The organism is Paracoccus alkenifer, assembly GCF_900108405.1.
Lineage (GTDB): Bacteria > Pseudomonadota > Alphaproteobacteria > Rhodobacterales > Rhodobacteraceae > Paracoccus > Paracoccus alkenifer.
Window position 1 is genome coordinate 224,840 of record NZ_FNXG01000003.1, and the last position, 22,211, is coordinate 247,050.

General features: G+C 68.3%; 20 protein-coding genes. 11 read left to right on the plus strand and 9 right to left on the minus strand.

Annotation, left to right across the window (positions count from 1 at the left end):
* Positions 1-140: 140 nt before the first annotated feature.
* Complete coding sequence (gene recQ, locus BLW83_RS09440) at positions 141-2,162, minus strand: DNA helicase RecQ (protein WP_245728754.1); 2,022 nt, start codon at positions 2,160-2,162, stop codon at positions 141-143.
* Positions 2,162-2,455 (minus strand): YggT family protein, encoded by a 294-nt coding sequence (locus BLW83_RS15925; RefSeq protein WP_073067036.1) that lies wholly within the window; start codon positions 2,453-2,455, stop codon positions 2,162-2,164. The genes recQ and BLW83_RS15925 overlap by 1 nt, the downstream gene beginning before the upstream one ends.
* Positions 2,456-2,619: 164 nt before the next feature.
* Between BLW83_RS15925 and BLW83_RS09445 the strand changes: the two genes are divergently transcribed.
* The 5 genes from BLW83_RS09445 (at position 2,620) to BLW83_RS09465 (ending at position 7,294) form a co-directional block, all read left to right on the plus strand.
* Positions 2,620-3,210 carry an acyl-CoA thioesterase gene (locus tag BLW83_RS09445; protein WP_090847963.1) on the plus strand — a complete coding sequence of 197 codons (591 nt, stop codon included), beginning with the start codon at positions 2,620-2,622 and terminating at the stop codon, positions 3,208-3,210.
* A gap of 128 nt (positions 3,211-3,338) precedes the next feature.
* On the plus strand, positions 3,339-4,697 hold the full coding sequence (locus BLW83_RS09450) for an MFS transporter (protein ID WP_090847964.1): 1,359 nt from the start codon (positions 3,339-3,341) through the stop codon (positions 4,695-4,697).
* The gene (mepA, locus tag BLW83_RS09455; RefSeq protein ID WP_090847965.1) at positions 4,694-5,545 is read left to right on the plus strand and encodes a penicillin-insensitive murein endopeptidase; all 852 of its coding nucleotides are present in this window, start codon (positions 4,694-4,696) and stop codon (positions 5,543-5,545) included. The genes BLW83_RS09450 and mepA overlap by 4 nt, the downstream gene beginning before the upstream one ends.
* Positions 5,518-6,435, plus strand: coding sequence for an esterase-like activity of phytase family protein (locus BLW83_RS09460; protein ID WP_090847966.1), 918 nt, complete (start codon positions 5,518-5,520; stop codon positions 6,433-6,435). The genes mepA and BLW83_RS09460 overlap by 28 nt, the downstream gene beginning before the upstream one ends.
* Before the next feature lie 259 nt (positions 6,436-6,694).
* Entirely contained in the window at positions 6,695-7,294 is a 600-nt protein-coding gene (locus BLW83_RS09465; protein ID WP_425433947.1) for a queuosine precursor transporter, read from the plus strand.
* A gap of 363 nt (positions 7,295-7,657) precedes the next feature.
* On the opposite strand, the gene BLW83_RS09470 is transcribed toward BLW83_RS09465, so the two are convergent.
* Complete coding sequence (locus BLW83_RS09470; protein WP_090847968.1) at positions 7,658-8,839, minus strand: acetyl-CoA C-acyltransferase family protein; 1,182 nt, start codon at positions 8,837-8,839, stop codon at positions 7,658-7,660.
* 192 nt (positions 8,840-9,031) lie between these two features.
* On the opposite strand from BLW83_RS09470, the gene BLW83_RS09475 reads away from it, so the two are divergent.
* A complete protein-coding gene (locus tag BLW83_RS09475; RefSeq protein WP_090847969.1) occupies positions 9,032-9,619 on the plus strand; it encodes a transglycosylase SLT domain-containing protein in 588 nt (195 codons plus the stop codon).
* A gap of 139 nt (positions 9,620-9,758) precedes the next feature.
* On the opposite strand, the gene BLW83_RS09480 is transcribed toward BLW83_RS09475, so the two are convergent.
* Positions 9,759-10,355 carry a LolA family protein gene (locus tag BLW83_RS09480; RefSeq protein ID WP_090848167.1) on the minus strand — a complete coding sequence of 199 codons (597 nt, stop codon included), beginning with the start codon at positions 10,353-10,355 and terminating at the stop codon, positions 9,759-9,761.
* Between the two features lie 104 nt (positions 10,356-10,459).
* Positions 10,460-11,683 (minus strand): UbiH/UbiF/VisC/COQ6 family ubiquinone biosynthesis hydroxylase, encoded by a 1,224-nt coding sequence (locus tag BLW83_RS09485; protein WP_090847970.1) that lies wholly within the window; start codon positions 11,681-11,683, stop codon positions 10,460-10,462.
* A 112-nt stretch (positions 11,684-11,795) separates the two neighbouring features.
* On the opposite strand from BLW83_RS09485, the gene BLW83_RS09490 reads away from it, so the two are divergent.
* The 4 genes from BLW83_RS09490 (at position 11,796) to BLW83_RS09505 (ending at position 17,858) form a co-directional block, all read left to right on the plus strand.
* Entirely contained in the window at positions 11,796-13,124 is a 1,329-nt protein-coding gene (locus BLW83_RS09490; RefSeq protein WP_090847971.1) for an amidase, read from the plus strand.
* A 180-nt stretch (positions 13,125-13,304) separates the two neighbouring features.
* Complete coding sequence (locus tag BLW83_RS09495) at positions 13,305-14,486, plus strand: aminotransferase class I/II-fold pyridoxal phosphate-dependent enzyme (RefSeq protein ID WP_090847972.1); 1,182 nt, start codon at positions 13,305-13,307, stop codon at positions 14,484-14,486.
* Between the two features lie 7 nt (positions 14,487-14,493).
* Complete coding sequence (locus tag BLW83_RS09500; RefSeq protein ID WP_090847973.1) at positions 14,494-17,130, plus strand: DNA translocase FtsK; 2,637 nt, start codon at positions 14,494-14,496, stop codon at positions 17,128-17,130.
* Between the two features lie 29 nt (positions 17,131-17,159).
* Positions 17,160-17,858, plus strand: a complete 699-nt coding sequence (locus tag BLW83_RS09505) for a DUF2268 domain-containing putative Zn-dependent protease (RefSeq protein WP_090847974.1) — start codon at positions 17,160-17,162, stop codon at positions 17,856-17,858.
* A gap of 43 nt (positions 17,859-17,901) precedes the next feature.
* On the opposite strand, the gene BLW83_RS09510 is transcribed toward BLW83_RS09505, so the two are convergent.
* From BLW83_RS09510 to ribA, 3 genes are all read right to left on the minus strand, one after another.
* A complete protein-coding gene (locus BLW83_RS09510; RefSeq protein ID WP_090847975.1) occupies positions 17,902-18,519 on the minus strand; it encodes a rhomboid family intramembrane serine protease in 618 nt (205 codons plus the stop codon).
* A 37-nt stretch (positions 18,520-18,556) separates the two neighbouring features.
* Complete coding sequence (locus tag BLW83_RS09515) at positions 18,557-19,087, minus strand: L,D-transpeptidase family protein (protein WP_090847976.1); 531 nt, start codon at positions 19,085-19,087, stop codon at positions 18,557-18,559.
* A 109-nt stretch (positions 19,088-19,196) separates the two neighbouring features.
* Complete coding sequence (gene ribA / locus BLW83_RS09520; RefSeq protein WP_090847977.1) at positions 19,197-20,267, minus strand: GTP cyclohydrolase II; 1,071 nt, start codon at positions 20,265-20,267, stop codon at positions 19,197-19,199.
* A 140-nt stretch (positions 20,268-20,407) separates the two neighbouring features.
* Between ribA and BLW83_RS09525 the strand changes: the two genes are divergently transcribed.
* A complete protein-coding gene (locus tag BLW83_RS09525; RefSeq protein WP_090848168.1) occupies positions 20,408-21,094 on the plus strand; it encodes a response regulator transcription factor in 687 nt (228 codons plus the stop codon).
* A 125-nt stretch (positions 21,095-21,219) separates the two neighbouring features.
* Here the strand turns inward: BLW83_RS09525 and BLW83_RS09530 are convergent, their stop codons facing one another.
* Positions 21,220-22,038, minus strand: a complete 819-nt coding sequence (locus BLW83_RS09530) for an LEM-3-like GIY-YIG domain-containing protein (protein ID WP_090847978.1) — start codon at positions 22,036-22,038, stop codon at positions 21,220-21,222.
* Positions 22,039-22,211 lie beyond the last annotated feature (173 nt).

Sequence of the window (22,211 nt, forward strand, 5' to 3'; positions counted from 1 at the left end):
CGGCAACGCCGCAAGCGGGGGTTTTCCACCCCCGCACCCCCGGAGGATATTTCGGACCGCCCGAAATCCTGCGCGTGGTCTTCGGGCGGTTTCAAATATCCCGGGGGTTCGGGGGCTGGCCCCCGAACCGGCGGTGAGGGTCACGCCTCGGCGATAAGTTCGGCAAAGGCCGCGCCAAAGCGTTCCAGCGCCGGGGCGTCGAGATAGCGCGCAAGCTCGCGCGGGCGGTCGGTGGCGATACGGCGCAGCTTGCTGGCGGGCAGCGACAGCGGTTTCAGCGTGCCGTCCTCGCCGCGCGCCAGACGCAGCGCGGCCTCGGCCAGACGGTCGTAAAGCGCCCCGGCCTCTTGCCCGGCCAGCGCGCGGCGGGCCGGGTGCATGGGCGCCACCTCGCCCGCGATCACCGACAGGAACGCCTCGCCGTAGCTTTCCAGCTTTTTCGCGCCGACGCCGTTGATATGGGCCATCTCGTCCAGCGTCCGGGGGCGTTTTTCGGCCATCTCGATCAGGGTGCGGTCGGGAAAGATCACATAGGCCGGCACCCGCTGCGCCTCGGCCAGCGCCCGGCGTTTCGCCTTGAGCGCGGACAGCAGCGGCGCGTCCTCGTCCGAGACCTGGGTGCGGATCACCGCCGCCGGTTTCGCGCGCCGGATCAGGTCGCGGCGCAGCGTCACGGTTTCCTCGCCCCGCAGCACCGGATGCGCGGCGGCGGTGATGCGCAGCCCGCCGTGGCGTTCAGGGTCGGGGCGGATCAGGTCGCGGCCCAGCATCTGGCGCAGGATCGCCTGCCATTCGCCCTTGGGCACCGCCTTGCCGACGCCAAAGGTCGGCAGCTGGTCGTGCCCGCGCGCCGCCACCTTGTCGGTGGCGTTGCCCAGCAGCACGTCGATCACATGCCCCTGCCCGAACCATTCGCCGGTGCGCAGAATCGCCGACAGCGCCATCCGCACCGGCTGGGTGGCATCAAAGATCTCGGGCGGGGTGTCGCACAGGTCGCAGTTGCCGCAAGGCTCGGCGGTTTCGCCGAAATACCCCAGCAGATGCTGGCGGCGGCAGGAAATCGCCTCGGCCAGACCCAGCAGCGCGTTCAGCCGCGCGTGGTCGGCCTCTTTCCGCTCGGCCGGGGCCAGCCCCTCGTCGATCTGGGTGCGGCGCAGGCGGATGTCGTCGGGACCATACAGCGTCAGGGTTTCCGCGGGTGCCCCGTCGCGGCCGGCGCGGCCGATTTCCTGGTAATAGGCTTCGATGGATTTGGGCAGGTCGGAATGCGCCACCCAGCGGATGTCGGGCTTGTCGATGCCCATGCCAAAGGCGACGGTGGCGGTGACGATCAGCCCGTCCTCGCGCTGGAACCGCGCCTCGACCTCGCGGCGCTGGTCGGCCTCCATCCCGCCGTGATAGGCGACGGCGGCGATGTTTTCGGCGTTCAGCGCAGCGGACAGGGTTTCCGTGCGGGCGCGGGTGGCGCAATAGACGATGCCCGACTGTCCGCGGCGGGCGCGGGCGAAATCCATGATCTGCCGGCGCGGGCCGTCCTTGGGCTGAAAGGCCAGATGGATGTTCGGGCGGTCAAAGCCGCGCAGGAACACCTGCGGCGCGGCGCCGTCGAACAGCCGCGCCACGATCTCGTCGCGCGTCTCGGCGTCGGCGGTGGCGGTGAAGGCCGCCAGCGGCACCCCCAGCGCGCGCTTCAGCTCGCCCACGCGCAGGTAATCGGGGCGGAAATCATGGCCCCACTGGCTGACGCAATGCGCCTCGTCCACCGCAATCGCGGTGACGCCCGCGCGCCTGAGCATCGGCACCGTCGCGCCCGAGGCCAGCCGCTCTGGCGCCATGTAAAGCAGCCGCAGGCTGCCGTCGCGCAGGGCGGCGAATACCTCGTCGCTTTCGGCGTCGGTATTGCCACTGGTCAGCGCGCCCGCCGCCACCCCGGCCTCGCGCAAGGACCGCACCTGGTCGCGCATCAGCGCGATCAGCGGCGAGATCACCACCGTGACCCCGTCGCGCATCAGCGCCGGCAGCTGATAGCACAGCGACTTGCCGCCGCCGGTCGGCATGATCGCCAGCACGTCGCGGCCCGCGGCCACGGTTTCGACGATTTCCTGCTGGCCGGGGCGGAATCCGTCGAACCCCCAGACCTGCCGCAACAGATCGGCGGGCATCAGTAGCCCAGAAAGAACCCGGCGTTGTTCGCCAGTGCCCGTTGCAGGATGATGATGCCGATGAATACCACCAGCGGCGCCAGATCCAGCCCACCCATGTTGGGCAGCACGTTGCGGATCGGGCGGTAGATCGGTTCGAGCAGCCGCGACAGCCCGTCCCAGACCTGTGCGACCAGCGGCTGGCGCAGGTTGAGCACGTCGAAATTGATCAGCCACGACATGATGATATGCGCGATCATGATGAACCAGACCACGTCGAGTATCAGCATCAGCGCCTGAAACAGCGTCGTCATTCCTGCCAGCCTTCCCTTGCATCCCGCGGCTCCGAGGTAGGGCAGCCGGCGCGCCGGCGCAAGCATTAGCCGGATCATTGCGCCGGTTTCGCCGCGGTTTCCGCAGCGTTGCGGTTGACGCGCGGCGCGCCGCTGACTACCGCCCGACCGCGAAGGGAGCCGCCATGTATCCGTTTCTGCGTTTCGCCCGCGAAATCCTCAGCGCCCGCCGCGCCGCGCCGCTGGCGCCGCTTGATGCGCATGTCTCGACCCACCGGATCTCGCCGCTGGACATCGACCCGTGGCGCGAGCTGAACAACGGCCGCACCCTGACGCTGTATGATCTGGGCCGCATCCCCATGGCGGTGCGGCTGGGCATCATCGACACGCTGAAACGCAAGGGCTGGGGGTTCACCGTCGCCGGCAACACCGTGCGCTATCGCCGCCGTATCCGGGTGTTTCAGCGGGTGACGCAGGTGTCCCGGGTGCTGGGCTGGGACAACCGCTTTGTCTATATGGAACAGTCGATGTGGAGCGCGGGCGACTGCGTGAACCACATGCTGCTGCGCGTGGCCATCGTCGGCGGCGCCGCCCGCAAGGGGCTGGTCGCACCGCAGGATTTCATGCAGGCGCTGGGCCACCACGGCCCCAGCCCCGAACTGCCCGCCTGGGTCGCCGCCTGGATCGAGGCCGACGCCCTGCGCCCCTGGCCCCCTGAACTGCCCGGCGGGATCGCGGGGCAATCGCCAGACCTGCCGGACGCTCGGGCGGGCTGAGCAGCTTGAGGACGCGGGGCGCTGCCCCGCACCCCGGGGTATTTATCCCAGAAAGAAGCCACGCCGCCGGCTTGCGGTAAGGGTGGTCTTGCGGTCTTATCTCGCCGGCATATGCCCGGAGGGGGAGCATGAACCGCAAACGCATCTGGGGCTGGTGGTTTTTCGACTGGGCGAGCCAGCCCTATGCGACGCTGCTGCTGACCTTTGTCTTTTCAATCTATTTTTCTGAGGTCGCGCGCGGGTATTTCGTCGCGCAGGGCGCCGACGAGATACATGCGGGCGCGCAGGCGCAGGCGCTGTGGGGCTGGGCACTGGCGGGCGCGGGGGTGGTGATCGCCGTGCTTGCCCCGGTGCTGGGGGCGGTGGCCGACCGTTCGGGGCGCAGGCTGCCTTGGATCTGGCTGTTTTCGGGGCTCTATGTCGCAGGCTCGGCCGGGCTGTGGGTGTTGCATCCCTCGGGGGCGGGGTTGGTCCCGGCGCTGGTGCTGTTCGGCATCGGGCTGATCGGGATGGAGTTCGCAACCATCTTTACCAACGCGCTGATGCCCTCGCTTGCCGGGCGCGACGAGATCGGGCGCATTTCGGGGTCGGGGTTTGCCTTTGGCTATCTGGGGGGCGTGGTGGCGCTGGCGATCATGCTGGCGCTGTTTGCCGATGGCGCGGGCGGGCTGACCCTGCTGGGGCGGCCGCCGGCGCTGGGGCTGGACGGCGCCGCGCGCGAAGGCACCCGCTTTGTCGGCCCGTTCACCGCGATCTGGTATGTGCTGTTCATGGTGCCGTTCTTTCTGTGGGTGCGCGAGCCCGCATGCGCGCGGCGCGGCGGCGTGCAGTTGGGGGCGGCGCTGCGCGATCTGGCGGCGCTGCTGCGCAGCCTGCCGCAGCGGCGGTCGCTGCTGGCGTGGCTGGTCTCGTCCATGTTCTCGCGCGATGCGCTGAACGGGCTTTACGGGTTCGGAGGCGTCTATGCCGGCACGGTGCTGGGCTGGCCGGTGATCCTGTCGGGGATCTTCGGCATCGTCACGGCGGTGTCGGCCGCGATCATCAGCTGGCTGGGCGGGCGCGCCGACCGGCGCTGGGGGCCGCGCCCGGTCATCGCTGCCTGCACGCTGGTGCTGGTCGCGGTCTGCGTGCTGGTGGTGGGCATGAGCCGCGAGCAGGTATTCGGCCTGCCGCTTGCCCCCGGATCGCACCTGCCCGACGCGCTGTTCTTTGCCTGCGGGGCGGCAATCGGCGGCGCGGGCGGCGTGCTGCAATCGGCCAGCCGCACCATGATGGTGCGCCACACCACCAAGGCCCGCGCAACCGAAGCATTCGGCCTTTACGCGCTGTCGGGCAAGGCGACGGCGTTCCTCGCGCCGATGCTGATCGCGCTTGTCACCACCGCCAGCGGCAGCCCTCGGCTGGGCATCTCGCCGCTGATCGTGATGTTCCTTCTGTCGCTGTGGCTGCTAGGATGGGTCAAACCAGAGGGAGAACCCGAGCAGTGATCCGCAGATTTCTGGCCGCATTGGCCCTGTCTTGCCTTGCGCTTCCCGCCGCCGCAGATCCGCTGGCCAAGGATGTGTTCGGCAGCTTTCGCCAGTCGAACGGAGGCGCCGCCGGTGCCTTCGGCGGCTATTCGCGCGGCTGCTCGACGGGCAGCATCCAGTTGCCGGAATCAGGGCCGACATGGCAGGCGATGCGCCTGTCGCGCAATCGCAACTGGGGCCACCCGCAGCTGGTCGATTTCCTGATGGGCCTGTCGCGTGCCGCCACCCAGCTGGGCTGGGCCGGGCTGTATATCGGCGACATGAGCCAGCCGATGGGCGGGCCGATGGTCAGCGGCCACGCCAGCCACCAGATCGGGCTGGACGCGGATATCTGGATGCTGCCACCCTCGACGGTCCGGCTGACGGCGGCGCAGCGGGAAAGCATCTCGTCGCAATCGGTGGTCGCCAAGGGCGGGCTGGGGCCCAGCCCGCTGTGGTCTGCCAGCCACCATGCGCTGCTGCGGGCCGCGGCCTCGGACCCGCGGGTGGCGCGGATCTTCGTCGATCCGGTGGCCAAGGTCATGATGTGCCAGAACGAACGCGGCAACCGTGCCTATCTGCGCAAGATCCGACCGCTGGGCGGGCATGATTACCATTTTCACGTCCGGCTGGCCTGCACCAACAGGGGCTGCGAGGATCAGGCCCCCCCGCCCCCCGGCGACGGCTGCGAAGAGGCCGCGCAGTGGATCCGCAACCGGGTGAATCCGCCGCCGCCCGCCCCCGCCGATCCCAATTATCGCCATCCCCGCAGCTACCGGCTAAGCGAGATGCCGCGTGAATGTCAGGCACTGGCAGGCCGCCGCTGAAACCGGGCCGCGGCCTGCTGCCGGCGCTGGCCGCCCTGTGTCTGCTGGGCACCGGCCACGCTGGCGCCCAGCCCGTCATCGAGTATCTGGGCACCCATGTCTGGCGCGAGGCTGACGAGGATTTCGGCGGTTTCTCGGGGCTTGAGATCTCGGGCGACGGCACCGGGTTCTGGGCGCTGTCCGACCGCGGCACCCTGCGCTGGGGCAGCATCCACCGCGACCGCCAAGGGCGCATCGCCGAGCTGACCACCGCCGGCCACGCCCGGCTGCAAGACAGCGACGGCAGACCGCTTAAACCCGGCTATCTGGGCGACGCCGAGGGGCTGGCGATCGACGCGCAGGGGCGCATCTTTGTCAGCTTCGAGGGGCTGGACCGCATCGCCCGCTACGACGACCCCGACGGCCCGGCCGTCCCGATTCCCCGCGCCGAGTGGTTTCGCAAGCTGCGCCGCAACTTTGGGCTAGAAGCGCTGGCCGTCACCGAAACCGGCAACCTGCTGACCATGCCGGAATTCTGGCCCGACGACCCAAGGGGCACGCCGGTCTGGCGCTTTCGTGAGGGCGAATGGAGCACCGCCTTTCACATCCCGCGCGATGAAATCTGGGCGCCGGTGGGCGCCGACATCGGCCCGGACGGACGGCTTTACATACTTGAGCGGCATTTCCGCGGGCTGCGCGGATTTCAAAGCCGGGTGCGGCGTTACGAGTTCGGCGAGGATCACATCGGCCCGCCCCAGACCCTGATCGAGACCAGCCTGCTGCAATTCGACAACCTCGAAGGCATCGCGGTGTGGCAGGACGGACAGGGCATCCGCATCACCATGATCTCGGACGACAATTTCCTGTTCCTGCAACGCACTGAGCTGGTGGAATACCGGATCCGCGACTGACCCCGGCCTTGGCCTGATCGCAGCAAAGGGGGGCTTTCTGCCCCCCCGTCGCCTGCGGCGTCTCCCCCCGAGGATATTTGCGGCAAGATGAAATTGTCTGCCTCTTTCATCTTGCCGCAAATATCCCGGGGTCGGGGGCTGGCCCCCGCTCCGACCGCGAGGAGCAGCGTTTTCTTGACTTTGGCCGATGCGGGCGTTAGCGACGCCGCGTCCCGCACTGCGGGGCCGAGTTGTTCCGCCACCTTGTAAAACGGAAAAAATCATGCACCCGCTTGTCCCCGCCGTTCTGGCGATGGCCGCCACTGTGCTGGCCTCGAATATCCTCGTGCAGTTTTTGCTGGGCGAGTGGCTGACCTGGGGGGCGCTGACCTATCCGTTCGCGTTTCTGATCACCGACATCACCAACCGGGTGCAGGGGCCGGGGGCCGCGCGCCGGGTGGTGATCGCGGGGTTTGTCGTGGGGGTGCTGTGTTCGCTGACGGCGGCCGCGCTGGGGGCGACGACGCTGCGGATCGCGGTGGCCTCGGGGACGGCATTCCTGCTGGCGCAGCTGCTGGACGTTCAGGTTTTCGATTGGCTGCGGCGGCGCGAGTGGTGGCAGGCGCCGTTCCTGTCCTCGCTGGCCGGGTCGGTGCTGGATACGGTGCTGTTCTTTACCATCGCCTTTGCCGCGTTCCTGCCTGCCGACGCCAATACCGGTTGGTCGAACGAGGCCGTGGCCCTGCTGGGCGCGGGGCCGTCGGCGCCGCTGTGGGCCTCGCTCGCGGTGGCGGATTGGGGGGTCAAGCTGGCACTGGCGCTGCTGGCTCTTGTGCCATTCCGCCTGATCGTCCGCAAAATCTTGTTACCACCGGCCTGAAACCGATTGACTTGTGGCAGGCCTGTGGCAGGCTCGCCCTACGAGCAACATTGAAAGGAGGTGGTCCAGTGTCGAGAGTGATGTTGGAGAACGGAACCGGGACAGTCAGGGGGGTCAGCGCCTGAGGGCAGCCCCAAGGGTGCCGAACCCTGTCTGGGACGGATCTTTCCATCCCTAACCGGACCATCTTCCTGATCTCGCGGGCCGTCCCCAGGGGGCGGCCCGTTCGAGTTTCTGCCCTCCCTGTGCCTGCCCCAGCTGTGCCTGCCCCAGCCGTTTCAGCGCCGGCGTTGCGGTGCCGGCATGAAAAACCCCGGCCGCGTCGCCGCAGCCAGGGTCAGGTTCAGCACCTCAGCCGGTGCGTCAGATCTTTTCGATCGCCAGCGCGATGCCCTGGCCGCCGCCGATGCACATGGTGATCAGGGCCTTTTTCCCGCCGATGCGGTCCAGCTCATACATCGCCTTGACGGTCAGGATGGCGCCGGTGGCGCCGACCGGGTGGCCCAGTGCGATGGCGCCGCCGTTCGGGTTCACCTTGGCGGGGTCAAGCCCCAGTTCCTTGCTGACAGCCAGCGCCTGCGCGGCAAAGGCCTCGTTCGATTCGATGACGTCGAAATCGCCGACCGACAGGCCGGTGTTTTCGCACAGCGCGCGGACCGCCGGGATCGGGCCATAGCCCATCACCCGCGGCGCCACCCCGCCCAGCGCATAGCCCAGCACGCGGAAGCGCGGCTTCAGCCCCGCAGCCTCGGCCGCGGCGGCGGTGGCCAGCACGACAGCCCCCGCGCCGTCGTTGATCCCCGAGGCGTTGCCGGCGGTCACGCTGCCGTCCTTTTGAAAGGCGGGGCGCAGCCCGGCCAGCTTTTCCAGGGTGGTGGCCTTGGGGTGTTCGTCGGTGTCAAAGGTCACCACGCCCTTGCGGGTCTTGATCTCGACCGGGACGATCTGGTCCTTGAAGCGGCCCTCGGCGATGGCGCGGGCGGCGCGTTCCTGGCTTTCAACCGCGAAAGCGTCCTGATCCTCACGCGTGATGCTGCTTTCCGAGGCGACGTTTTCGGCGGTGATGCCCATGTGGCCCGTGCCCATCGGACAGGTCAGCGCGCCGACCATCATGTCCAGCGCCTGCGTGTCGCCCATGCGCGCGCCGTGACGCAGCGCGGGAACCGCATAGGGCGCGCGGCTCATCGATTCGGCGCCGCCGCCGATGGCGAATTCCGCATCGCCCAGCATCAGCATCTGCACCGCCGACACGATCGCCTGCGCGCCCGAGCCGCACAGCCGGTTCACGTTCATCGCCGTGGCGGTGTCGGGGATACCCGCATTCAGCATCGCCACGCGGCCCAGATACATGTCGCGCGGCTCGGTGTTGATAACATGGCCGAAAACCACGGTGCCGATCTGGTCGGGCGACACGCCCGCCCGTTCCATCGCCGCTTTCGTCACTGTCGCCGCCAGGTCGATGGGCGGCACGCTGGCCAGACTGCCGCCGAAGCCGCCGATGGCGGTGCGTGCGCCCGCCAGGATCACCACGTCGTTCGTTGCCATTATCCAATTCCCCAAACACAGAATGTCACCGCGACATTAACGAGCGCCTTGGCGGCGTGACAAGAGCCGTTGCTGCGATGCGACAAAAACGGCCTTGCCGGCCCCATGCGGGCACACATGACGCAAAGGCGATTTCACCTTGGCCCCGGAAACCGTAGAGTAGCGGAAAAACAAGAGAACCGGGGCAGAGGCATGAACAACTATCTCAAGCTCGCCATCGTGATGCTGGTTGCGTCCTGCGGTGGCGGGGGCGGCAATTACAAGGCGCCGCGCAATCTGGACAACGCCTGCGCGATCACGGCCGAACGCCCGGCCTATCTGCGGGCGATGCGCGACGCCGAACGGCGCTGGGGCATTCCGATCGCGGTGCAGATGGCGACGATCCATCAGGAATCGAAATTCATCGGGAACGCGCGGACTCCGCATCAGTTCGCGCTGGGGATCATCCCGATCGGCCGGCAAAGCTCGGCCTTTGGCTATTCGCAGGCGCTGGACGGCACATGGGAGGAATATCTGCGCGCCACCGGCAAGCGCCGCGCACGTCGCGACGACATCCGCGACGCCACCGATTTCATGGGCTGGTACATGGACGGCACCACCCGGCGGCTGGGAATCGCGAAAAGCGACGCGGCGAACCAGTATCTGGCCTATCACGAGGGCCGCGGCGGGTTTTCCCGTGGCAGCCACCTGAACAAATCATGGCTGCTGCGGGTCTCGGGCGATGTCCAGCGGCGCTCGCAGATGTATCAGGCGCAGCTGCGGTCCTGCGGGCGGGCATAGGCGCGGCGCGGGCAGAGGCGGGGGCCAGCCCCCGCCGCTGCCGCGGCCTTCCTCGCTGAAAACGGTCCATCGGACCGTTTTCCGGGCGCTCGGAAGCCCCGGGGTATTTTCGCCAGAAAGAAGCAGCGGGGCCGGACTGTCAGCGGCGCCGGTTCACCTCTTGCGTGATCGAAAAGCTCGACGAGGGGATGTTCACGCCCTTCTGCATGTCGCCCAGGATCACCGTGGTGCGCTTGCCGGTGTCGTCGGTGACCACCCATTGCCGCAGCTCGGTCGGGTTGGCGGTGAACACCATCTGGATATTGCCGTATTCGGGGTGCTGCGGATCCTGTGCCGTCACCACCGTGGTGTTCTTGCTTTCCGCGTGCTGCGTCACCATGCCGCTGCGGCCCAGGTTCACATTGTCGGCGAGGATGATTGACAGCGGCGTCTTGGCCAGCGGGTATTGCTGGGCGCCGCCGTTCGACTTGCGGTCGAAGATGGCGACGGTGCCGCTTGACGCCAGCACCAGCGTGTTGTCCCCGCGATATTCAAAGCGCACGCGGCCGGGGCGGTGGATATACACCTTGCCCGGCACGACCGAGCCATCCGGGTTCACCTGCGTGAAATCCCCCGCCACGGTTTTCAGGCTGTTGAGATAACGCGAAATCTCGTTGAGCGAAATTTTCTCGGCCAGCGCGGGCAGCGCAAGACCAAGGACGATGACGGGCGCAAGAGCGAGAGAGCGAAGGTTCATGGTCTGGATCATACCGCCGTTCCAACGGGTTGCACGTCACGAAACCGGGACGGCTGCGCCAGAAACGCTCGCGCTTGGTTGAGGGTTCCGTGTGCCGCGATCCGCTATAGCGGGCGCCCGGTCAGCAGCTTTGGCATCGGGTCCAGCGCCAGCCCCGCCGCCTGCCGCATAAAGCCGCGCCGCAGCGCCGGGACCGCCGTGACCAGCCCCATGCCCAGGCCCCGCGCCCCCCGCAGCAGCGGGATGTCGTTGGAAAACAGCGCGTTCACCCGGTCCATCCCCAGCCCCATCGCGGTGGCGTCGAACCGGCGCCAGCGCTGGTAACGCTCCAGCACGTCGGGGGCGCCGATATCCTCGCCACGGCGGGCGGCCTCGACCACCACCTCGGCCAGGGCGGCGACATCGCGCAGGCCAAGGTTCAGCCCCTGCCCGGCAACGGGATGCACCCCATGCGCGGCATCCCCCACCAGCGCGATGCGCGGGGCGACATAGGCATCGGCCAGGCTGAGGCTCAGCGGATAGGAAAACCGCGGCCCGGCCAGCGTGACCTCGCCCAGGAAATCGCCGAATCGGGGGCGCAGCACCGACAGGAAATCCGCATCCGGCAGTGCCGCGATGGTGCGGGCATTGGCGTCGGTTTCCGACCAGACGATGGACGAGCGGTTGCCCGGCAGCGGCAGGATCGCCAGCGGCCCGGTGGGCATGAAATACTGCCAGGCGATGCCTTGATGCGGCAGCTCGTGGTCCAGCGCGCAGACCAGCGCGGTCTGCCCGTAACCCCAGCCGCGCCGGGTGATCCCCGCCCGCGCCGCCACGCCCGAGCCGCGCCCGTCCGCGCCCACCAGCAGCCGCGCCGAAAGCTTGCGCCCGTCGTCCAGCGCGACCTCGACCCCGCCGGGCGTCACTGCCTGCCCCACCACCTGCCGCCCCGGCAGATGCGTGACCCGCCCCACCATGGCGTCAACCAGCGCCGCGTAAAGAAAGCGATCCTCGAGCATGTGGCCAACCGGGCCTTCCTCGATCTCGGCGGAATCAAAGATCAGGTGGAACGGCCCCGCGCCCTCGCCCGGCTGGCCCTGCGCGGTCTCGACGCGGTTGATCGGCTGCGCATGAGGTTCCAGTCCGCGCCACAGAGCCAGCGCCGACAGCAGCCGCCGCGACACCAGCGCCAGCGCATAGGCGCGCCCGTCGAAACCTTCCTGCGCGCGGTCGCGCAGGGGGCGGGCGTCGATCACCGCCACCGACAGCCCCGCCTGCGCCAGCGCCAACGCCAGCGCCGGGCCGTTCAGCCCGCCGCCCGCGATGATGATATCGTGATCCACTGCCATGTTGCCCGCACCCTAGCGCGGCCCCCGGCGCTGGTCCATCCGCCACATCCACCCCATTGCCGCGACGAAACCACGGGGCTAGCCTGCCCGCGGACAACCCGAAAGGCAGCGGATGGACTGGCTCAAGGCACCGGCGACGGAACAGGGGCGCGCGATCATGGCCGGGCTGGTCAGCCCGGTGGACCTGACCGAGGGCTATCTGGAGGCCGCCGCCCGCGCGCCGCTGGCGCCGCGCATCTACGCCCGCCTGACCCCCGACCGCGCCCGCGTCGAATCCGTCGCCGCCCATGATCGCGCCCGCGCCGGGCTGCGCCGGGGGCTGCTGGACGGGGTGGCGCTCGCGTGGAAGGACAACATCGACAGCGCCCATGTCGGGACCGAGGCCGGATCCGCGCTGCTCAAGGGCCGCATCCCGCTGCATGACGCCGGCATCCTGTCGGCGGCGACGGCGCAGGGCGCGGTCTGCCTGGGCAAGACCCACATGACGGAACTGGCGTTTTCCGGGCTGGGGCTGAACCCGCCGGTCGCCACCGTGCCCAACGCCTATGACGCGGCGCTGGTGGGGGGCGGCTCGTCGGGCGGCTCGGCGGTGGCGGTGGCGCTGGGGCTGGCGGCAGCGGCGATCGGCACCGACACCGGCGGCTCGGTCCGCCTGCCCGCGGCATGGAACGGGCTGGTCGGGTTCAAGCCCACCCCCGGCGCGGTCGACATGGCGGGAATCTTGCCGCTCTGCCGCCGCTTCGACGTGGCCGGCCCCATCGCCCGCAGCACCGAGGACTGCGCCGAAATCTTCGCCCTGATCCGCGGCACCACGGCCCCCGACCTGCGCGGCGCCGCCCCCGCGCGCCTGCGGCTGATGGTGCTGGACGGGCTGCCGTTCGAGCAGGCGCGCAAGGAACCCGTCGCCGCGTTCGAGGCCGCGGTGGCGCAGCTCGCGGCCGCCGGCGCCAGCATCACCCACGCCACGCTCAGCTGCGTGGAACAAGCCGCCACACTCTCGCCCCTGCTTTTCGCCCCCGAGGCATACGCCCTGTGGCGCGACCAGATCGAGGCCGCGCCCGAGCTGATGTATCCCCCCATCCTCGACCGGTTCCGCGGCGGGCGCGACATCTCGGCCGCCGATTACGTCGCCGCTTGGGACCGGCTCGACCAGCTGCGCCGCGAATTTGCGGCTGCGGTGGCGGGGTTCGATGCGGTGATCCTGCCCACCGCGCCGATCCTGCCGCCGGAAATCACGCGGCTGGAAACCGACGCGGCGTTCTTTGCCTCGGAAAACCTGCTGTCGCTGCGCAATACCCGCATCGCGAACCTGCTGGGCCTGCCCGCGATCAGCCTGCCGACCGCGCAGCCCGCCTGCGGGATCATGCTGATGGGCGCGGCCGGGGGCGACCTGGCGCTGCTGCGCACCGCCGCCGCCGCGGAAACCGCCCTGCGGGACTGACCGCCGGGGAACCCGCAAAGCAGCTTCTTTCTGGCCCAAATACCCACTGCACCCACGCCGCCACGCACAGCCGCGCCGATCTGGGCACCCGGCCACCGATTCGCCTTTATCTGGACGCATCGGCGCTTTGCCGATACTGTGGGCGCAAACGGGGCGGCACGACCCCGAATGTGAGGCGCCATGACACCCCCCGAGCGGTTCTCGAACCTGCCGGATTACGCGTTTCCGCGGCTGCGGAAGCTGTTGTCCGACCTGCCCTCCGGCCCCGATCCCGTCATCATGACGATCGGAGAGCCGCGCCATGGCATCCCCGATTTCGCAGCCCCCATCATCGCCGCCACCATGGACCAGCTTGGCAAATACCCCCCGAACGAGGGCACGCCGCAGGCGCTGGCCGCGATCTCGGGCTGGCTTGAACGCCGCCACGGGCTGATTGCCGCCCCCGAGGAAATCACCCTGCTGAACGGCACGCGCGAGGGGCTGTTCAACGCCGCCCTTGCGCTGTGCCCCGAACGCAAGAACGGCGCGGCGCCGCGGATCCTGGTGCCGAACCCGTTCTATCAGGTCTATGCCGTCGCCGCCGCCGCCGTGGGGGCCGAGCCGGTGTTCGTCAACGCCACCGCCGAGACCGGCCATCTGCCCGATTTCGCGTCACTGCCGGCCGAGGTGCTGGATTCCGCCGCGATCTGCTATCTGTGCTCGCCCGCGAACCCGCAGGGCGCCGTCGCCGGGCACGACTATCTGGAACAGTTGGTGCTGCTGGCCGAGCGTCACGATTTCCTGATCTTTGCCGACGAATGCTATTCGGAAATCTGGCGCGACGAACCTCCGCCCGGCGCGCTGGTCGTGGCGCGCGCGCTGGGGCTGGGGCATCGGGTGGTGATGTTCAATTCGCTGTCCAAGCGCTCGAACCTGCCGGGGCTGCGGTCGGGCTTTGCGGCGGGCGCGCGCGAGCATATCGCCCGGATGCGCACCCTGCGCAGCTATGCCGGCGCGCCGGTCCCCCTGCCCCACCAGCGCGTGACCGAGGCCGCCTGGGCGGACGAGGACCACGTCGCCGCCAACCGCGCGCTGTATCAGGAAAAATACGCCATTGCCGACCGGGTGCTGGGCAATGTGCCGGGCTATGTGCCGCCGCAGGGCGGGTTCTTTCTGTGGCTGCCGGTCGAGGATGGCGAGGCGGCGGCCCGCACGCTGTGGACCCGCGCCGGCGTGCAGGTGCTGCCCGGCGCCTATCTGTCGCGCGACACCGGCGCGGGCAATCCGGGCGCGGGCTATGTGCGCGTGGCGCTGGTCGGCCCGGCCGCGGAAACCGAGGATGCGCTGACCCGCATCCGCGACACGCTGTATCAAGAGGGGTAGCCGACCCATGGCAAGCTGGCAGGCCAAGCAACGCGATCCGCTGTTCGACCAGACCACCCAGGCGGCGCTGGAACGCCGCGTCAAGGAACTGATCGGCGCCGGGCTGATCGTGGCCGGCGTGCTGGTCGCGATGATGCTGCTGTCCTACACCCCCGACGACCCCGGCATCGGCACGGCCACCGACCAGCCGGCGCAGAATTATCTGGGCCGGGTCGGCGCCTATGTCGCCTCGGCGCTGAACATGATCCTGGGGCTGGGCAGCTGGGGGCTGGCGGTCGCCGCCGTGGTCTGGGGCCTGCGGCTGATGCTGCACCGGGGCGAGGACCGGCTGATGCGCGGCGTGTTCACCCCCATTGCGATGGTGCTGGTGTCCGCGCACGCGACCTCGATGGTGCCGCCGCAGGGCTGGACGCAAAGCTACGGGCTGGGCGGGCATCTGGGCGACATGCTGATGGGCGCCATGCTGGGGCTGATGCCGTTCAGCCCGGCGGTGGGGCTTAAGCTCCTCGCGCTGCTGACCGCGGTCGGCGCGGTGGCGCTGGGGGGCTTCGTGCTGGGCTTTGACCGGCGCGAGGTGACCGCGATCGGGCGTTTTCTGGCCAACGGGCTGGAAACCGCGCGCGGGATGCTGGTCTGGGCGCTGCGGCGCGGGGTGCTGGCCTCGGTCGCCGCATCCTCGGCCGCGGCCGGCGAATTGCGCCGCCGCGCCGACGCCCGCAACAGCCGCACCGCCACCCCGCCCGAGGAAACAGAGCTGCCCGGCGGGCTGTTCTCGCGCCTGCGCCGCGGCGCCGCGGTGCCGGATGCAGCCGAAAGCTTTCCGTCCGAGTTGGTCGAGCCTGACCGCCATTATGACGACGACGCGCTTGCCCCCGACGCCGGCGCGGTCAGCGCCCGCATCTCTGATGCGATCCGCCACCGCACCGAGGCCGACGCCGAGGCAGACGACGAATCCGATACCCGCTCGGTCCTGTCGGCGGTCACCGCGCGGCTGACCGGGCGCGCGCAGACCGTGCCGCCGGCGCCGCCCACCGACACCAGCCGGGTGATGATTCCGCCCGCGCGCAAGCCCGCGCCCTCGCGTCAAGCCGTGGCCGAGGCGCAGCCCAGCCTGGCCTTTGACGCCGCCGCCACCGGCTATGAACGCCCGCCGCTGGCGCTGCTGGCCTCGGCGGGCACGGTGGAACGCCACGCCCTGTCCCCCGAGGCGCTGGCCGAAAACGCAAGGCTGCTGGAATCGGTGCTGGACGATTACGGCGTCAAGGGCCAGATCACCGCCGTCCACCCCGGCCCGGTGGTCACGCTGTATGAGCTGGAACCGGCGCCGGGGCTCAAGGCCAGCCGCGTCATCGGCCTGTCCGACGACATCGCGCGATCCATGTCGGCGCTGTCGGCGCGGGTCTCGACCGTGCCGGGCCGCACCGTGATCGGGATCGAGCTGCCCAACCAGCGCCGCGAAAAGGTGGTGCTGCGCGAAATCCTGTCAAGCCGCGCCTTTGGCGATACCTCGATGCCGCTGCCGCTGGCCCTGGGCAAGGACATCGGGGGCGAGCCGGTGGTGGCGAACCTTGCCAAGATGCCGCATCTGCTGATCGCCGGGACCACGGGTTCGGGGAAATCGGTGGCGATCAACACCATGATCCTGAGCCTGCTTTACAAGCTGACCCCCGAGGAATGCCGCCTGATCATGATCGACCCCAAGATGCTGGAGCTGTCGGTTTATGACGGCATCCCGCATCTGCTGTCCCCGGTGGTGACCGACCCGAAAAAGGCCGTGGTGGCGCTGAAATGGGTGGTCTCGGAAATGGAGGACCGCTACCGCAAGATGTCCAAGATGGGCGTGCGCAACATCGAGGGCTATAACGGCCGCGTGCGCGAGGCGCTGGACAAGGGCGAGCTGTTCCGCCGCACCATGCAGACCGGCTTTGACGAGGACACCGGCGAGCCGATCTTTGAAACCGAGGAATTCCAGCCCGAATCCTTCCCCTATATCGTCGTGATCGTGGACGAGATGGCCGACCTGATGATGGTCGCCGGCAAGGAAATCGAGGCCTGCATCCAGCGGCTGGCGCAGATGGCGCGGGCCTCGGGGATCCATATCGTGATGGCGACGCAGCGCCCCTCGGTCGATGTGATCACCGGCACGATCAAGGCGAACTTCCCCACCCGCATCAGCTTTCAGGTCACCTCGAAAATCGACTCGCGCACCATTCTGGGCGAACAGGGGGCCGAACAGCTGCTGGGCATGGGCGACATGCTGTATATGGCCGGCGGCGCCCGTATCACCCGCGTCCACGGCCCCTTTGTCAGCGACGAGGAGGTCGAAGAAGTCGTCAACCACCTGAAGAGCTTTGGCCCGCCGCAATACATGTCGAACGTGGTCGAGGGGCCGGACGACGACGTGGCATCCGACATCGACGCGGTGCTGGGGCTGGGCGGCAGCGACAATTCCGACGACCAGCTTTACGACATGGCGGTGGCGATCGTGGCCAAGGACCGCAAATGCTCGACATCCTATATTCAGCGCAAGCTGGCGATCGGCTATAACAAGGCCGCGCGGCTGGTCGAGCAGATGGAGGATCAGGGCATCGTCAGCCCCGCCAACCACGTCGGCAAGCGCGAGGTGCTGATCCCCGAGGTGTAAGCCCCGCGGGTCGCAAGATCGAGGTCGCAATGCCCTATTGGCAGGTCCATTTCCTGAACGCGCGCCACGCGCTGACCGGCGTCATGCCAGAGACCCGCGCCGCCGTGGCTGAATCGGTGGCGCTGGTTTCCAGCCACGCCGAGCTGCCCGATTTCGACGTGGTGGTGTGGGCGGACGAAAACATCCCCGACTGGGGCGTGCTGGCGCATTCGCCCGCGCCGGGGGTGGTCGAACTGGCGCTGACCCCGTCCCGCTTCGACGCCGCGCTGGTGGTGCGGCGCATGGTGCGGGCGCTGTTCCTGATCCTGCGCGGCGACCGGCCGGGCTATGGCCGCTCGCTGGGCGAGGCGCTGGTCAGCGAGGGGCTGGCCGGGCATTTCGTGCAGGCGGTGCTGGGCGGGCGCCCCGACCCGTGGGACGCAACGCCCCTGACCGCGGGCGTGGCCAAGCGGGCGATGACGGAATGGGCCTGGCTCGATTACGACCGCGCGCTGTGGTTCGAGGGCCGCGGCAATATCCGCAAATGGGCGGGCTACGGGCTGGCGCACCGGCTGGTGGCCGAGCATCTGGCGCGCTCGGATGGCGCGGACGTGCTGGCGCTGGCCGCGGTGCCCGCCGAGACGCTGCGCCCCGCCATGCGCCGGCTGAGCGGGGCGGATGCGGAACCCGCCGAGGCAAAGGGCGACGATGCACCGGCGCAAGGGGGCGCTGCCCCCGTCACTTCGTGACTCCCCCGGGATATTTCCGTGATGAAGAAGGGCGGGCGCCGGGTCAGCGCCGCCGGCGCCGCGGCGGGTAAAGCGCGCCCATCGCCACCCCGGCCAGCGCGCCGCCCAGATGCGCCTGCCAGGCGATGTTCGGCACCGCCAGCGTCAGCGCCACGTTCAGCAGGATGAATTGCGCGACCGGCCCGGCCAGCGGGCGCAGGCTGCCACCCCTTGCCAGCAGCAGCCGCGCCGCGATGGCGATTTCCGCCCCCGCCAGCCCGAAGATCGCCCCCGAGGCGCCCACCACCGGCAGCTGGCTGTCCGACAGCCACAGCTGCACCGCCCCCGCCACCAGCTGCGACAGCGCGTAAAGCGCGACCATCGCGCCCCCGGGCATGGCCACCGCCAGCGACCGCGCCAGCACATACAGCGCCAGCATGTTCATCCCCAGATGCAGCAGCCCGCCATGCAGAAAGCCGTAGGTCAGGAACATGGTCACCTGCTGGCCGGGAAACATGGGCTGCACGCCCTGCAACAGCTGCGGCCACAGGGCGCCGTGCAGCAGCAGCCATTCCCGCAGCGCCGGGGCGGCCTCGGACAGCAGCTGGATAGCGATGCACAGCACGATCACCGCAAGGAACACGGGCGGGACGGTGGGGCGGTAGCGGGCGCGGTCGGTCATGGTGCCAGCATAGGGGCGGCTGCGCCGGCGGAAAGACCTATTCCCGCCGCGCCACAGCCGCGCGCCGCTCCAGCCGCCCCGCCAGCGCGCCCGGCACCAGCAGCCGCGTGCCCGGCCGGGCGCGGGCGGCCAGCCACAGCAAATCGGCGCGGGAAAAAGCGATGCAGCCGGCGGTTGGATAGCGCGGGCGCCGCCACTGGTGCAGAAAGATCGCCGAACCCCGCCCCGGCTGGGCGTGGGGCCAGTTCCAGTCGGTCAGCAACACCAGATCATACAGCGGATCGGCGCGGCGCAGCGCCTCATGGCTGGCGGCAAGCGGCGCGCGGGCAGGCTGGTTGTAAAGCGGATGGCCGGATTCGTCGCACCACAGGTCGCCCGGCAGGATCGGCCGCGCCCAGGGCGCCGGCCGCGCCATCCGGTCGGCACGATAAAGCAGCCCCACCACCCGATGCACCCCGACCGGAGTCGCCCCGTCCCCTTCGCGCTTGTCGGCCGCGATCCCGCCCCGCCCCACCGCACAGGGCAGCAGCCGCCCCCGAAACCGCAGGCCCATCGGGGTCAGCACCATGCCGCCGCGTCCGACGCTCCGATGGATTTCTTCATCATCCAAATATCCCGGGGGAGTCACGAAGTGACGGGGGCTGGCCCCCGCTCCGGCGACAAAGCCGACCCTATGCTCACAGCATATGGCCCGACTTGTCGCGCTTGACCGCCAGATAGGCGTCGTTCCACGGGTTGCGGCCGACGATCAGGGGCACACGTTCGGCCACCTCGATGCCGTGGGACTGCATCATCTCGACCTTGCGGGGGTTGTTGGTCATCAGCCGCACCGCGCCGAATCCCAACTGCCGCAGCAACGCCGCGCCCAGGCGAAAGTCACGCTCATCATCCTCGAACCCCAGCCGGTGGTTAGCCTCGACCGTGTCGAACCCCTGCGATTGCAGATCATAGGCACGCATCTTGTTGGCCAGCCCGATGCCGCGGCCCTCTTGGTTGAGATACAGCAGCACCCCCCCGCCCTCGGCCCCCATCGCGTTCAGCGCCGCGTGCAGCTGCGGGCCGCAGTCGCATTTCAGGCTGCCCAGCACGTCGCCGGTGAAACAGGCCGAATGCAGCCGCGCCAGCACCGGGCGATCGCGGGGCGGGTCGCCGATCTCGATGGCGTAATGTTCTGCGCCCCCGGCTGCCGGGCGCAGGATATGCAGCCGCGTGCGCTCGGCCGCCGATATGGGCAGGTGGGCGGCGGCAACCGGGGACAGCACGGTTTCCGCGGCCAGCTGCGCGATCACCGGCGCGGCGGGCAGGCGGGTCAGGCCCTGCGGGATCTCGCCCGCCGGGGCCTCGACCAGCAGCACCGCGGGCAAAAGCTGCGCCGATTTCGCCAGCGCGATGGCGGCGCGGTGGGGCGTGACATCCTCCGCGTCTCGCCGTGCGGCCAGCGGGCCTTTCAGCGGCACCCTCAGGTCGTCCGATGGGTCGGCCACCGCCCGCAGCCAGGCCACATCCGCGCCCTCGGGCAGCTCGATCCGCGCCAGATCGCCGTCATAGGCCGGCACCTTCAGCGTCCCCGCCCGGCGCGCGGTCAGCACCAGCACCGGCCGGCCCAGCGCGCGCAAGCCCGCCAACCGCTCGGGCGAAAGCGTCTCGACCGCGGCGGCCAGATTTCCGTCGATCACCACCGGCAGGCCGATTCGCAGGTCGGTCCGCGCGCGGCTGATGGTTTCGGGCAGGCTGGGCAGCAGGGTCATATCGGCATAATTCCTGAAACAATCCGTAACATAACCCCCGCCCCTCACAACAGCCTGTGAGAAAGATTGCAACCCGCTGGACCTTGCGGCCCCCGGCGCCATGTTGACCGCAATGTGAACCCCCGGGAATGGAGGCTCTGATGGCCGGACTGAAAAAAATCCTGCTTGTGGATGATGAGGACGACCTGCGCGAGGCCCTGGCCGAGCAGCTGGTCGCGACCGAGGATTTCGACGTGTTCGAGGCCGCCACCGGCGCCGAGGCCGTCGAAAAGACCAAGGGCGCGATCTTTGACCTGGTGCTGCTGGACGTGGGCCTGCCCGACACCGACGGGCGCGAGCTGTGCAAGCGGCTGCGCAAGCAAGGGGTGAAATGCCCCATCGTCATGCTGACCGGGCACGACACCGATGCCGATACCATCCTCGGCCTCGATTCCGGGGCGAACGACTATATCACCAAGCCCTTCAAGTTTCCGGTGCTGCTGGCGCGGCTGCGGGCGCAGCTGCGCACCCATGAACAGTCCGAGGACGCGATCTTCCAGCTTGGCCCCTATACGTTCAAGCCCTCGATGAAGATGCTGATCGACCAGAAGGACCGCAAGATCCGGCTGACCGAAAAGGAAACCAACATCCTCAAGTTCCTGTATCGGGCGCAGGATGCCGTGGTGGCGCGCGACGTGCTGCTGCACGAGGTCTGGGGCTACAACGCCGGGGTGACCACCCACACGCTGGAAACCCACATCTACCGCCTGCGCCAGAAGATCGAGCCGGAACCCTCGAACGCGCGGCTGCTGGTGACGGAATCGGGCGGATACCGCCTGGTGGCGTGAAACAACGAGAATGGAAAAGCCCGGCCAGCGCCGGGCTTTTTATACTTATATCTCGGCCTTGCCAGAGAAGCTGAAAGCATTAAATTTTCATCGCCTATAACGACTGTGCCGCTTCCAGAAACCTACTAACAGTTGTAATATCGTATCGGATTCTGACTCCTGTTACGCATTTCATCCGGCAAGCGCTTGCCTCGTGCACCGACATAGTGATCCCAGACGTCTTTGGGCGCGATCTCCCCCTCGAACCCCAACCGAGAAGGACTGGTTTCCGAGAAACGCGGCGGCGGGAAGTTTTCAGGGGTGGCGCGCATCCACTTCGTTGGCACGAACACACCCCGCACAATACCGTGGATCACTGCCAGCACGTAGTCAGCCTGCCTCGCGCGATGCTCAGAAATACGCCACGCGTATCTTGTCCGGTCCAGCAATTCTTTTTCCGAATTATGTTCGGCAGAGTTGATATTAATCATGACCAGTTTGTCGTCGCGGAAAACAACTTCCGGCAGCGCATACTTGTCTACTATCTCCTGGGCGTGCATCGGGCCGCGGTCATTGCTGTAATGACCCGACGAAATGTTGGACAGCCCCGCGTAGGCATCGATAAGAGCAGCTTCGACCTCGTATGCTGTAGTAGCAGTTTCAATCCCATGGCGATGGACAATATGTATAACATCAAGATGTGCGCGCCTGATGTCATTTATCCGTGCAACCTTTAGGCTTTCACTATCTTCCCGCACAACCTCTGCATCGTCATCGTCACCCACCTCTATGGCAACATCGGTGGCACTCTGGGCAGTTACATGCTGGAATAGTCGGTTCCCTTTTCCCTTGCCAATATAGAACGTCTCACCATTGCGCGGATCAATCAATCGATAGACGTAAAACTTTAACTTTTCACCCACGCCTGCCGGGAATGCGTCCAATTTTCTCTTCACTCCGTCCATTTTACCCTCTACCCCTAGTTTCACCATATCCTGCCAATTACGCAAACCCAAAAACAATCACAAGCGCCCATTCAATAAAACCCGCAGGATTTCCCAGCTTTCGAGGGAACCCATGCCCAAGACAGGCGTTTATCCTGCCGAAGCCCAGTGGTTCGGGGATGCGGCCACACTCT

Bases quoted from the DNA above. Each gene is read 5' to 3' on its own strand.
- BLW83_RS09445 (WP_090847963.1), top strand. From the start codon at position 2,620: ATGTATCCGTTTCTGCGTTTCGCCCGCGAAATCCTCAGCGCCCGCCGC.
- BLW83_RS09510 (WP_090847975.1), bottom strand. From the start codon at position 18,519: ATGACCGACCGCGCCCGCTACCGCCCCACCGTCCCGCCCGTGTTCCTT.
- BLW83_RS09505 (WP_090847974.1), top strand. From the start codon at position 17,160: ATGCCCTATTGGCAGGTCCATTTCCTGAACGCGCGCCACGCGCTGACC.
- BLW83_RS09525 (WP_090848168.1), top strand. From the start codon at position 20,408: ATGGCCGGACTGAAAAAAATCCTGCTTGTGGATGATGAGGACGACCTG.
- BLW83_RS09490 (WP_090847971.1), top strand. From the start codon at position 11,796: ATGGACTGGCTCAAGGCACCGGCGACGGAACAGGGGCGCGCGATCATG.
- ribA (WP_090847977.1), bottom strand. From the start codon at position 20,267: ATGACCCTGCTGCCCAGCCTGCCCGAAACCATCAGCCGCGCGCGGACC.
- BLW83_RS09480 (WP_090848167.1), bottom strand. From the start codon at position 10,355: ATGAACCTTCGCTCTCTCGCTCTTGCGCCCGTCATCGTCCTTGGTCTT.
- BLW83_RS09485 (WP_090847970.1), bottom strand. From the start codon at position 11,683: ATGGCAGTGGATCACGATATCATCATCGCGGGCGGCGGGCTGAACGGC.
- BLW83_RS09475 (WP_090847969.1), top strand. From the start codon at position 9,032: ATGAACAACTATCTCAAGCTCGCCATCGTGATGCTGGTTGCGTCCTGC.
- BLW83_RS09500 (WP_090847973.1), top strand. From the start codon at position 14,494: ATGGCAAGCTGGCAGGCCAAGCAACGCGATCCGCTGTTCGACCAGACC.
- BLW83_RS09460 (WP_090847966.1), top strand. From the start codon at position 5,518: ATGTCAGGCACTGGCAGGCCGCCGCTGAAACCGGGCCGCGGCCTGCTG.
- BLW83_RS09515 (WP_090847976.1), bottom strand. From the start codon at position 19,087: ATGGTGCTGACCCCGATGGGCCTGCGGTTTCGGGGGCGGCTGCTGCCC.
- BLW83_RS09450 (WP_090847964.1), top strand. From the start codon at position 3,339: ATGAACCGCAAACGCATCTGGGGCTGGTGGTTTTTCGACTGGGCGAGC.
- BLW83_RS09530 (WP_090847978.1), bottom strand. From the start codon at position 22,038: ATGGACGGAGTGAAGAGAAAATTGGACGCATTCCCGGCAGGCGTGGGT.
- BLW83_RS09470 (WP_090847968.1), bottom strand. From the start codon at position 8,839: ATGGCAACGAACGACGTGGTGATCCTGGCGGGCGCACGCACCGCCATC.
- recQ (WP_245728754.1), bottom strand. From the start codon at position 2,162: ATGCCCGCCGATCTGTTGCGGCAGGTCTGGGGGTTCGACGGATTCCGC.
- BLW83_RS09495 (WP_090847972.1), top strand. From the start codon at position 13,305: ATGACACCCCCCGAGCGGTTCTCGAACCTGCCGGATTACGCGTTTCCG.
- BLW83_RS15925 (WP_073067036.1), bottom strand. From the start codon at position 2,455: ATGACGACGCTGTTTCAGGCGCTGATGCTGATACTCGACGTGGTCTGG.